Here is a 12,630-nt window from a genome sequence, read left to right as displayed (position 1 = left end):
ACCTTGAGCCGGCGGATCCTGATGAGATCACCAGGGATAGGCTTCGTTGACCGATCCCGTAAAGGTGCCCGTAGGGCCGTCGCTGCCGAGAAGCGCGACGCGCACGGCTTCAGCGGCCCCCTGCTCGACGGTTTCGTTGCCTTCGTAATTGTTGAGCGCGGTGCTGGTGTAACCGGGGGTGACGGCGTTGACCTTGATGTTCTCCGCCTCGAGGTCGATGGCAAATGCCAACGTGATCGCGTTCAGTGCGGTCTTCGACGCGCCGTAGCCGGGGTTGAACGTCGCACGGTGCGGATGGGGCGCGGCATTGACTGCGAGCGAGCCGAGGCCGCTAGACACGTTGACGATGCGCGCGGCTTCCGATTTGCGCAGCAGGGGGACGAATGCCTGAGTGACGGCGAGAACGCCGAAGACATTCGTTTCCCAGATGGTCCTCACCTCATCGACGTCAATCACCGTCGCGCGCGAGCGTTTGATATAGTCCTGCATCGTTTCCGACTGCTCGCCGTTGGCGCGGGAAATGGCAGCGTTATTGATGAGAATATCGAGGCGGCCGAACTTGTCCTCGACCTGCTTGACGGCTGAACGGATCGAAGCCTCCTCGGTCACGTCGAGCTGGATCGGGTGGACATCGCCATCGATCGTCTCGGCCGCGGCGTTGCCCCGGTCGAGGTTACGCGAGGCGAGCAAGACAGTAAGGCCGTCGGCGGCAAGGTCTTTTGCGATCTGAAGCCCGATGCCCTGGTTTGCACCCGTAACGAGTGCGATGCGCTTGTTCTCAGTCATGACTAGGTCCTGTTCTTGAGTGGAAAACAGGAGATGGCCACGGATGACTGGACGTTCTATATTCAAACGTCCAGCAAACTTTCGAAAGCGTCCAGAATGGCGGATCCACTCGCGCAAATCGTCGGCCTGCTGCAACCGGGCGCGCCCTTCTCGAAATGCGTCACCGGCTCTGGTCCCTGGCGCGTGCGACGGACGCAATCGCCCAATCCCTACTATGTCGCCGTGATCATGGGCAGCCTGCGTTACAGCGATCCGAGAAATGGCGAAGTGGTCGTCGACGCAGGCGATTTCATCCTCATTCCCTCTGCCCGGGACTTCATGATGTGGAGCGAGGCCCCCAGCGCCGATAACGACATGGTGGTCGATCCCATCATCCTCCCCGGGGGCGGCTATAGGGTCGGCAGCATCGACGGCCCGATCGATATGCGGGCGCTGGTCGGCTACTGCATGTTCCAATCAGACGATGCGACGTTGCTGTCGTCGCTCCTGCCTGAACTCGTCGTGGTGCGAGGCGAGCATCGGCTCGCAATGCTGATGCAATTGCTTGGTGAGGAGGCCGTGGACAACAAGCCGGGGCGCGACGTGGTTTTGCAGCATCTGCTGGAAGTGCTCCTCATAGAGGCGCTGCGATCGGCCGCTGATCTTGGCGACGCGCCTGGATTGTTGCGCGGACTTTCGGACGATCGGCTGGCCGTGGCGATCAGAAGCATGCATGCCAAGCCCGGACGTGGGTGGACGGTCGCAGAACTGGCACGCGAAGCCGCCCTGTCGCGCTCGGGATTCCATGAGCGCTTCCAGGACGAGGTGGGAATGGCGCCGATGGAGTACCTGAAGGCATGGCGCCTGGCGCTCGCCAAGGATCTGTTGCGCAGGCGCGAGGGAAGCGTCGGCGAGATCGCCCGTCAGGTGGGCTATCGGTCGGCAAGCGCATTCAGCGTCGCCTTCATGCGCGGCGTCGGCGTTTCCCCGGCCCGCTACGCGCGCGATGCTGCTGCAATCCCTGCCGGAATGACGGCGGATGAATTCAACGGCGCCATCGCCTGATCCCGTTCGCCGACTGGGGGGTGCATTCGTCGTCGATTTCCGTTTATTCTGGTGTTCGTCATCCGGCGCGCATGGTCTCCGCGCCATCTGAACGAGGAATGTCGATGTCCAACGACCGCGTCTTTGCGATGAAGTTTTCCAAGGTCTATCCGCTTTACGTGCAGAAGGCCGAACGCAAGCAGCGCACGAAGGATGAGGTCGATCAGGTGATCCGCTGGCTCACCGGTTACGACCAGGCCGGGCTGGAAAGGCAAATCGAACTGGAAACCGACTTCACCTCATTCTTTGCGCAGGCGCCCGCTTTCAATCCGAACAGCACGCTCATCACCGGCGTGGTCTGCGGCGTGCGTGTGGAAGCGGTCGAAGATCCGCTAATGCAGAAGATCCGCTATCTGGACAAATTGATCGACGAACTGGCCAAGGGCAAGGCGATGACGAAGATCCTGCGGCATTGAGCCGGGCACGGCGCGCAGACTTCAGCCCGCGTGCCACTGGGCTATCTGCTTTTCGTAGGCCTTGGCGATGAGGCTTGCTTCGGTGCGATTGCGCACCTTGAGTTTGCCGAAAATGCCGGTGAGATGGGATTTGACCGCCTTTTCTCCGACCTGAAGCGTCGCCGCCACTTCCCGGTTGCTGAGCCCCCTGGCGACGAGGCTGAGTACGGAGCGCTCGCGCGGCGTCAGACTTTCGAGCGCCACCCATTGCGGATCGATCTGGTCGCGCCGCCGTGCTCGCGCCAAAAGCGCTAAGGCGAGCTTCGGCGCCATATGCGTCTGGCCGGAGGCGACACTCTGGACTGCGGAAATAAGGTCGCGGGCGGAAGTGCCCTTGAGGATGTATCCGATAGCACCTGCCTCCACCGCATCGAAAACATCGTCGTCGTTCTCAGAGACGGTCAACATGACCACCTTGGTTTCCGGCACCATCCGCGTGATCGCCCGTGCGGCCTCGATGCCGCCTCCCGGCATGGAGACGTCGATGAGCGCTATATCGGGCCGCAGCCTTCCGGCCAGTTCCTCGGCTTCGTCGGCGGAGCTTCCTTCCGCAACGACGCGGATCTGCGGATCCAGCGACAGCGATTGGACCACCCCGGCCCGGAAGATGGAGTGATCGTCGACGACGATAACGGAAACCGATCTGGCCATTAGACATTCTCTTTCAGCAAGGTCATTTCGAGTTTCGTCGGCGTATGTCCGTCATGGGCAATCGTGAAGGTTCCGCCCAGGCTTTCGACGCGCTCCTTCAGACCGGAAATACCGAGACCGGGGCGGCCGTCCCAAGATGCGCTGTTCTCTTCTGGCAGGTTCGACACGCTGACGCGCACCGTCTCGGCATCGATATCGCAACAGGCCGTGGTTGCCGTTCCAGGCGCGTGGCGATGAACGTTCCAGAGCGCTTCCTGCAGGAAACGATAGACGCAGATCTTGAATGATCGCGACAGCACCGGATCGTCGATGGTGATGAACCGGTCGACCGTGCTTCCCGTCCGCTCCTCATGGGCGCCGATAGCCGCGTCGATCAATTTCGGCACCGGCATCCGATCGAGGTCCGGCAAGACGAGGCCTTGCGACATGTTGCGGATTTCGCCAACGGCTTCGACAAGTGCCCGCTCGACGTCTTCGATCATCGCCGAGCGCTCGGCGATCGACCTCGCGCGTCTGATCTGCTCGAGTTTCAACGTCGAATAGCTGATCAGTTGGGCCGGTCCGTCATGCAGATCCGCGCCGATGCGCCTGTAGGCCTTTTCTTCGCGTTCGACGAGGCGAGCCGTTGCCGATTGCACCGCATCCTTCAGTCGGCGCACTTCGTCCAGGGCGCGCTCCGTTTCCTCGATACGCTCGACAAGCCCGCGCTGCTGGGCACGAATGATCGCGTTGCCGCGCATCACGACGGTCAACAACCCGGCCATGACGAGGAACGCCAGGGTGACGACGAGTGCCCAGTTGCGCCGCGTCGCAAAATCCAGTTCCTGCCGCACCGCTTCCGCGCTTTCGTGAATTTCCGCTACGGCGATGATCGTTCCGCCGCCAAGATCGCGAATCGGTGTGTAGATTTCCAGATATTCCTCGTTGAAATGGCGCGCCGTATGTTCCTGCGCCCTCAGATCGGTGAAGTCGGAGGCGATTTCACCTGCGAATGCCACTGCAAGGCTGGGCGGCGGCGGGTAAGTTTTGCCGATCATTTCGCGGTGGTTCGAATAGGCGATCGTGCCGTCGGCCTTCCAGATCTCGATGAAGGGGAAACGATCGCGCAGCGCAGGATCGAGAAAGGTGCGATCCAGGACTTCGATTGCGGTCTCTTGAAGGATCGAAGCGTTGGCAAGATCCTGCACGTGCGGCGTGACGATGCTGTCGACGAAGAGCGCAGTCGACGACGCGGCCGTGCCCAGGACGTTCCGGGTGATCAGCGTCGTGCTCATCCAGCCGACCAGCGCCGTGGTCGCAATGACGACGGCGCCGCCAAACAGCGCAAAGCGCCTTGCTATATCGGCATCCAGTACCAGCATGGTCGACCCCAAGGCCAAAAATCCATGGTCGCAAGACGCTTTTCGCCTCGCCACCAATGATCCGAGGAGAAGAAAGCCCTGAAGTCTCCGGTTCCGCAAGCGGTCCATGGTCGAACATAGACTAGGTCCATGGTCCATCCATGGCCTCGGTCACGCCTGCCGCGGCACAAACGCCTGAGTTGCACTCCTACGAAGCGCTACCCGATCAGCCGGACGATCAGGCGTTACGCGGATTGATCGCCCGGCCTATCCTCACCTCACTTCGAGAACCGAGAGCGGCGGGGCAAGCCAACTCTAAGGGAACTCCGACGGGTCAGGATGGACGCCATTCTGCCGACGGCCCCGCTTTGTCTCCTCTCGACCCGAACAACCGGAGCTCTGTGCTCGCGAGGAGGATACGATGGTCAAGCTGGTTCAACACGATCTGGAATTCATCCTGAAACAGATCAAGATCTCGGAAGCACATAGCGCCGCTATCGATGCCAACGACACGCCTGCGGATATTGCCGCCAAGCTCTCGGCGCTCGTCAATGGCGCTGGCGGCACACCAGGCGGCGTAGTTGGCCAGGCGCAGGCCGGCTTGATGCCTTTCGGCTTGCGCACGGTCGACGGCAGCTTCAACAATTTCACGCCGGGCGGCGAACTGCTCGGCTCGTCCGGCCAGATGATGGACCGGTTGCTCGATCCCGTTTTCCGTCCCGCCGAAGGGTCACCGGCTGGTCTCCATGCGCCTGGCACGCCGGCCGGTGCGCCGACATCCTATACGCAGCCGAATGGCATCGTATACGATTCCCAGCCGCGCGTGATTTCCAACCTGGTTGCTGATCAAACGCTCAAGAACCCCGCTGCACTCATGGCGGCGCTGGCGGTCGAAGGGATCACCGGCGGGCCTGCACTGGCGATCGTCCAGCAGGTGCAGAGCCTGCTCGCCGCCGCCGAGGCAGCGCATGATGCCGTTGCTGCCGCTGATGAGACCGCCGACGCTGCGGTCGCAGCGGCACAGGCGATCGTCAACGCGGCGACCGCCGATGAAGCCTCAGCCCAATCGGCATATGATCTGGCGCTGGCGTCCGAGACGACGGCAGAGACCAATCTGGCTGCAGCGCAGCAGGTGCTGCAGGACGCGATAGCTGCGCGCGATCTACAAGCCGGAGAAGTGACCGTCGCGCAAGATGCCGCCGCGGTAGCTCTGGCTGCGCTCAGCACCGCGCAGGATGCCGCAATCGTAACCGAAGACGCAAAGAACGTGTCTTTCGCAGAATTGGCCATTGCGGAAGCATCTGCCCAGGCCGCGCTGGATGCTTTCCAGCTTGCACCAAATACCGCGAACGCCGCCGCCTATGCAGCCGCGGACGAAGCTCGTGACGACGCGGCTCTTGCCTATGCGCAAGCTGTCGATGCCGATCAGTCCGCCGACCAGACGCTGGTCGCGGCACAGTCGACCCATGCCACCGCCTTGTCGACGCTGCAGGCCGCAATCGCGACGCAAGCTTTGCTGGCCGCAGCAGTAAGCGGTGCCCAGGCGACCGTCTCTTCCGCCGAACTGGCGCTTGCCCAGGCCACTGCCGCTCTGGCTACCGCAACGACTGCGCTGACCGCCGCTGAAGCCGCCCTCACCGAGGCTGTGGCCGACCTCGCGGCCATCCCGACCGGCACGGCAGCGACCACCGCCGCCCAGGCTGCCGCGGATGCGGCAGACCAGGCCGTTATCGACCTCGTCACGTCGCATGGCGTCCAGATGGATGGCATCAATGTACTCATCCCGAACGTCTCGGCCGACCTTGGCGACACGGCGCCCTATAACGGCTTCTTCACGATCTTCGGCCAGTTCTTCGATCACGGTCTCGACCTGACGACCAAGGGCGGAAGCGGCCAGGTTCTGATCCCGCTCCATCCGGACGACCCGCTCTACGGCCAGGGTCCGACCAATTTCATGGTGCTGACGCGTGCGACCAACCAGCCTGGCCCCGATGGCAGGCTCGGCACGGCCGACGACATCCGCGAAAACGCCAATGAGACGACGCCGTGGATCGACCTGAACCAGGTCTACACCTCCAATGCCTCGCACCAGACGTTCCTCAGGGAATACGCATCGGTGAACGGCAGAGCCGTTTCAACCGGTGACATGCTGGAAGGCGAAGCCGGCGGCCCGCCCACCTGGGCCGACGTCAAGGCACAGGCACAGACCATGCTCGGCATCGAGTTGAAGGATGCTGACGTCAACAGCGTGCCACTCCTAGCGACCGATCTCTATGGCGAGTTCATGCGCGGCCCGAACGGCTTCGCAATGGCAACTATTGGCGTGACCTTCACCGTCAACGGCGCGGTCGTTGGCCGCACCGCCTTCGTCAAGGAAGGTCATGCCGGTGGCCTGCATCCCTCCGAACTCACCCTTGCCGATCTTGCAGCCGCAGGCATCACTGTGCCAGCTGGCGCGAGCGTCGCCTTCTCCTTCGCTTCTGCGGGCCGGGCATTCCTGAACGACATCGCGCATAATGCGGCGCCTGGGACGACCTACGATCATGATGGCAGCCCGTCGACACCGAACATCGTTGTACAGCCGGATACCGACACGGATACCGGCAACGCGATCGGCGTCGATGGTCGGTTCAACAAAGTGGCCTACGACAACGAGCTTCTCGATCGACACTTCATCGTCGGCGACGGGCGCGGCAACGAGAACATCGCCCTCACCTCGATCCACACCGTGTTCCATGGCGAACACAACCGCCAAGTGGACGAGATCAAGGCGACGGTTCTTGCTTCGAACGATCTCGCCTTCATCAATGAATGGCTGCTCGACGGCCACAAGCTGACGGCACTGCCGACAGCCGGCGCCGATCTCGTGTGGGATGGTGAGCGGCTGTTCCAGGCATCACGCTTCTCGACCGAAATGGTCTACCAGCATCTCGTCTTCGAAGAGTTCGCCCGTGCGGTCGCTCCGCAGGTCGATGCATTCCTCTTCTCCAACTCGATCGACATCGATCCTGCGATCAGCCAGGAATTCGCGCAGGTCGTCTATCGCTTCGGCCACTCGATGTTGAACGAAAAGGTCGATGTGTTCGGCATCGGCGGCGACGCTGCCAACCGCGACGATCCAGGCCTTATCGAAGCGTTTCTCAACCCGGTTCTCTTCGAAGCTACGGCACGAATGCCGAAGAAGCGGCCGGCGCGATCCTGCGCGGCATGGGCCGCCAGCGCGGCAACGAAATCGACGAGTTCATGACCGATGCGTTGCGCAACAACCTCGTCGGCCTGCCGCTCGACCTTGCGGCCCTCAACATGGCGCGTGCCCGTGAAACTGGGATCCCTTCGCTGAACGAGGCCCGTTCCCAGTTCTACGCCCAGACCAACGACACCTATCTCAAGCCTTATGAGAGCTGGACGGATTTCGCCCACAACATCAAGAACCCACTCTCGGTCGTCAATTTCATCGCCGCCTATGGCACCCACAGCACCATCACCAGTGCGACGACCGTCGAAGCCAAGCGCGATGCGGCCATGAAGCTGGTGCTGGGCGGCGATGGAGCACCCGCCGATCGGCTCGACTTCCTGAATGCAACCGGGGACTACGCCGGCGGCAAGCTCGGCGGCCTGAACGACGTCGACTTCTGGATCGGCGGCCTTGCCGAAGCCAAGATGGCGTTCGGCGGCATGCTCGGCTCCACCTTCACACTCGTCTTCGAAAACCAGATGGAGCGCCTTCAGGACGGCGATCGCTTCTACTACCTCAGCCGTGTCCAAGGCTTGAACCTGCTCAACGAACTGGAAGCGGACTCCTTCGCGGAGCTGCTTCGCCGCAACACCGATACCGAGCACAGCGGTCTTCACGTCAATGGTGCATCCTTCCAGACTGCGGACTTCATCCTCGAAATGAACCTGTCGCAGCAATGGAACGACGGTCTCGGCTCCGCCGATCCGGAATCGGACGATCCGGTCCTTGGTGGAATGCTGGCTAACGGAAACTCGCTCGTACAGCGTGGGCCTGGTTCGATCACATTCCTCGGCGACCAGCATGTCGTGATCGGCGGCACGGACGGTGCCGACAAGATCACCGGCGGCTCGGGCGACGATACGCTTTGGGGCGAAGGCGGCGACGATACGCTCGAAGGCGGCTTCGGCGTCGACCACATCTTCGGCGGTGCCGGCGATGACATCATCACCGATCGCGGTTCAGATATCGGCGAATTCGACGTCATTCATGGCGACGAAGGCAACGACGTCATCAATCCCGGCATGGGCATCGACCTCGTCTTCGGCGGCGAAGGTCAGGACTTCATCTTCGGGGGTGGCGAAGACAAACACATTTCCGGCGGGCTCGGCAACGACTTCATACGCGGGGGGGACGGCTTCGGCTTCCTGCTTGGCAACGAAGGTGACGACTGGCTCGAGGGGGGCGACAGCTTCGATACGCTCGCCGGCGAAAATTCAGAACTGTTCTTCAACTCCACGATCATCGGCCATGACGTCCTCAACGGCCGTGGCAACGACAACGACTACGATGCCGAGTCCGGCGACGACATCATGTTCCAGGGCCTCGGCATTCAGCGCAACAACGGCATGGCCGGCTTCGACTGGGCAATCCACAAGGGTGATCCCGACGATCGTGACAACCCCACCGCCGCCAACAGCGACATGAACGTCTCCATCTTCACGAACCAGCAGAACAACATCCTGCGCGATCGCTTCGATCTGGTGGAAGGTCTGTCCGGCTGGGATGGTAACGACACGCTTACGGGGCGTGACGTTGTCATCGGTGCCTATGACGCCAACGGCAACGGCACGCAGGTCGACCCGACAGCACCGCTCGACAGTTATTCGAACGCGCTGCTCGCCAAGAACCTCAATCTGGTTGATGGACTTGAGGAACTTACCGCGCATCTCGTACGCCAAACGGTCACGGTGGCGGGCAAGACAGAAACGATCGTGATGGATACGACGGAAGCGGGAGACATCCTGCTTGGCGGCGCCGGTTCCGATGTGATCCGTGGCATGGGCGGCAACGACATCATCGATGGCGACCAGTGGCTCAACGTTCGGATCGCCTTCACTCAGAATGGGGTGGATTACACGACCGATGGCCTTGGCGAAAAGGTGTACCTGGCGTCTCAGTACGTCGATGGTGCTCCGACCACGGACGCATCGCCAGCTTTTGCCGGGAAGACCCTCGATCAGCTCATGTTCAGCCGCGAGGTCAATCCGGGCACGCTGCAGATCGTGCGTGAAATTGTCGATGGCGGCAGCGCCACGGACGTTGACGTCGCGGTCTACTGGGATATTCGGGCTAACTACACGGCGACACGCAATGCCGATGGCAGCGTGACCATCGAGCACACGACCGTCAGCGATGCGGTGGTCGATCCCACCACAGGGCGGGCGCTGGAGGCAGAAGGCACCGATCGGCTGTTCAACATCGAGCGGGTGCGCTTCGCCGATGGCGAGGTCGCCATGAGCGTGATTGCGCCTCCGCCGAACAGCCTTGCCACGGGGGCGCCGATCATCATCGATCCGACGCCGACCAACGGGCTGGTTTCGCCGACCGAGGGCGTGCAGCTGACGGTCAACACCACTGGCATCCAGGATGGCAACGGCCTCGGCACGTTCAGCTATCAGTGGCAGCAATCTTCCAACGGCGGGCAAAGCTGGACCAACATCGGTGGGGCGACGGCTGGCAATTTCACGCCCAATGACGGCCTGCTCGGCATCGGCGGCCAAGTCGGCAACATTCTGCGCGTCGGCGTCAGCTTCACGGACGGTGACGGCTACAGCGAGACGGTGTTCTCCGGCCCGACGCAGGTGGTAGGTGACGATTGGAACGGCATACCCTTCGTGAACAATACCTTCAACGGCACGGCGGGTGATGACATCGCCGACGGGGTCAGCCCAATTATCTTTGGCGGAGCTGACACCCTGAATGGTAATGGCGGCAACGACATTCTCAATGGCAACGGTGGCAACGACACCATCAATGGTGGTGCCGGCAACGATACGATCAATGGCGGTGCCGGAACCGATGTGGCGGTATTCGCCGGTGCTGCCGGCAACTTTGCACTGGCTCACTCCGGCACCAACATTATCGTCACGGATGTAACGGGGGCCGAGGGCAGCGATACTCTGACGGCCATCGAGACGCTGCGGTTTGCCGGCGTCAACTACAGTGTCGTGGCCGGCACGACAGGCAACAATGCGAACCTGAACGGTGCTGCCGGAGCGGCAGGCTCACAGGCTGTCTTTGGCTTTGCCGGGAACGACAGCCTGAATGGTGGGGCAGGCAACGATCTGCTGATCGGTGGCCTTGGTAACGACACGATCAATGGCGGGGCCGGGAACGACATCGCCTATTGGAGCGCGGGGGATGGCCGTGATCTCGTCGATGGCGGGGCCGACGCCGACACCTTCCATGTTTCGGGAGATACGACGTCTGAAAGCTTCCGCATTTATACGCGTGATGCGTGGGTTGCGATCCAAGGAAACGCCGCCGCGATCACCACGGAGATCGTGATTACACGCAATGGCACCGACAACGCGTCGATCATCGCCGAACTCGACAATATCGAGGAGTTGGTGATCAACACGCTCAATGTCACAGCGAACAATGGCGGAGGCTTGGATGCCGGTGTTTCGAACGGCGACACGGTTCAGGTGTTCGGCAACTTCGACCCGACCAGCCTGAACTTCTCCACCATCACCATCGATGGCGGAACCGGCGACGACACGGTGGATATTTCGAACCTGACATCCGCCCACCGCATCGTGTTCCGCTCCAACGGCGGCAATGACACCATCGTCGGTGCCTTGCGGCCGCAGGACGTGATCCAACTGCCGGCAGGGACCACGATTGCCGACTACGCCGTCGAGACGGACGATGACGGCGCGACCACGCTCACCGGGGCCGATGGCCGAACGATCAGCTTCGTCGCACCGAACGGCATGCCAGGCTTCGGCGGCCTCCCTCCACACGAGGAGGAAGACGACGAAGGTGACGACGATCATGGTCAGGACGACGATGACCACGACGATGATGATCATCATGATGGCGATGGCGATGACAGCGACGACGACGACGATGTCGACGCTGGGTCTGGCGCGGGCTCCGGCTCAGGTTCTGGATCGGATGCGGGTAATGGCAGCGGGTCTGGCACTGTCACGCCTCCTCCGCCCACGCCAAGCGTGCCGCCTGTTGTCGTGATCGGCGGGACCAATCCCGGCGAGATCATCGGGACCGAAGGCGAGGATATCCTTGTCGGCCGGGCAGTGGCGGACACGATCATCGGTCTTGGCGGCAACGACAAGATCAGTGCCGGCGATGGCGAGGACGCGATCTTCGGTGGCGATGGCAACGACATCATCCATGCCCATGGCAACCAGGATGAAGTCTTCGGCGGGTCCGGAAACGACCAGATCGATGCCGGCTGGGGCCATGACACGGTCTATGGCGAGGATGGCGACGACATCCTCACCGGTGCCGAAGGCAGCGACAAGCTCTTCGGCGGCGCTGGCGACGATCTGTTCCTTGCCTCTGTCGGCGACGAAGCCGACACCTATTGGGGCGGCGAAGGCATCGACACGATCGACTACGCCGCTCTCACCGAGGCCCTGACGATCAATCTCGGCAACGGCCTCAACGAGCGGGGCAGCGTGACCACGGCGGCGGGTATCCGCGACGTCATTTACTCGATCGAGAACGCGATCGGCGGTGGCGGCAATGACACCATCACCGCAAGCGACGCGATCAACGTGCTCGATGGCGGGGATGGAAGCGACACGTTCCGCTTCCTGTCGGCCACGAGCGCCAACGGCGACACGATCATGAACTTCGCGCCGGGCGACCGGATCGATATCTCGGCGATCGACGCGAATGTGTCGGCGAGCGGCAAGCAGAGCTTCTCGATGGCAAGCGGCACGACCTTTACCGCCGCCGGCCAGATCACCTTCGAGCATGTCACCCGCGAAGACGGTGAATTCACGATCGTGCGCGGCAATGTCGATGCCGACAACGCGGCCGAGTTCCAGTTCGGCCTCAAGGGTCGGATCAACCTGACGGAGGACGACTTCATCGGGCTCAACTGAGCCTAAGGCGACCGCCTGCCGGCAAGAAGCGCCGGCAGGTCCATAGGCGGTATCATCGGCCTTGTGCGTGTTACCGGAGGAACTAGCCCTTCAGGCTGCGGCAGCGATAGGCCGCAGCACTCCGGTCACCACGCCTTTCCCCCTATCCGGTGATACCGCCGACCCTCTTTTCCGCATCAACTTGGCCGCACGGCCAAGTTTTTGTTTTCAGACCAGCGTGGAGC

General features: G+C 62.0%; 7 protein-coding genes. 4 read left to right on the top strand and 3 right to left on the bottom strand.

Translation table 11 applies throughout. From position 1 onward, the window contains the following. Nucleotides 1–27: 27 nt before the first annotated feature. Nucleotides 28–786 carry an SDR family NAD(P)-dependent oxidoreductase gene (locus GC125_RS00855; protein ID WP_151983308.1) on the bottom strand — a complete coding sequence of 253 codons (759 nt, stop codon included), beginning with the start codon at nucleotides 784–786 and terminating at the stop codon, nucleotides 28–30. 96 nt (nucleotides 787–882) lie between these two features. Here GC125_RS00855 and GC125_RS00850 point away from each other — a divergent pair, with 96 nt between their 5' ends. Together GC125_RS00850 and GC125_RS00845 are read left to right on the top strand one after the other, a co-directional pair. After that, entirely contained in the window at nucleotides 883–1,830 is a 948-nt protein-coding gene (locus GC125_RS00850; protein WP_151983307.1) for a helix-turn-helix transcriptional regulator, read from the top strand. A 104-nt stretch (nucleotides 1,831–1,934) separates the two neighbouring features. After that, a complete protein-coding gene (locus GC125_RS00845; protein ID WP_151983306.1) occupies nucleotides 1,935–2,285 on the top strand; it encodes a DUF2200 domain-containing protein in 351 nt (116 codons plus the stop codon). 21 nt (nucleotides 2,286–2,306) lie between these two features. On the opposite strand, the gene GC125_RS00840 is transcribed toward GC125_RS00845, so the two are convergent. Further along, nucleotides 2,307–2,975: a response regulator gene (locus GC125_RS00840; RefSeq protein ID WP_151983305.1), complete on the bottom strand. Its 669-nt coding sequence runs from the start codon at nucleotides 2,973–2,975 to the stop codon at nucleotides 2,307–2,309. Continuing rightward, nucleotides 2,975–4,336, bottom strand: coding sequence for a sensor histidine kinase (locus tag GC125_RS00835; RefSeq protein WP_199864394.1), 1,362 nt, complete (start codon nucleotides 4,334–4,336; stop codon nucleotides 2,975–2,977). Before GC125_RS00835 ends, GC125_RS00840 begins: the two co-directional genes overlap by 1 nt. Nucleotides 4,337–4,736: 400 nt before the next feature. Here GC125_RS00835 and GC125_RS00830 point away from each other — a divergent pair, with 400 nt between their 5' ends. Both GC125_RS00830 and GC125_RS00825 read left to right on the top strand, forming a co-directional pair. Continuing rightward, on the top strand, nucleotides 4,737–7,562 hold the full coding sequence (locus GC125_RS00830; RefSeq protein ID WP_151983303.1) for a peroxidase family protein: 2,826 nt from the start codon (nucleotides 4,737–4,739) through the stop codon (nucleotides 7,560–7,562). Then, the gene (locus tag GC125_RS00825; RefSeq protein ID WP_151983302.1) at nucleotides 7,523–12,406 is read left to right on the top strand and encodes a peroxidase family protein; all 4,884 of its coding nucleotides are present in this window, start codon (nucleotides 7,523–7,525) and stop codon (nucleotides 12,404–12,406) included. Before GC125_RS00830 ends, GC125_RS00825 begins: the two co-directional genes overlap by 40 nt. Nucleotides 12,407–12,630 lie beyond the last annotated feature (224 nt).

The sequence above is a fragment of the Rhizobium sp. EC-SD404 genome (assembly GCF_902498825.1).
In the GTDB taxonomy this organism is placed as follows: domain Bacteria; phylum Pseudomonadota; class Alphaproteobacteria; order Rhizobiales; family Rhizobiaceae; genus Georhizobium.
Note: the sequence above shows the minus strand (reverse complement) of the source record. Positions and strands in the feature narration are given on the sequence as shown.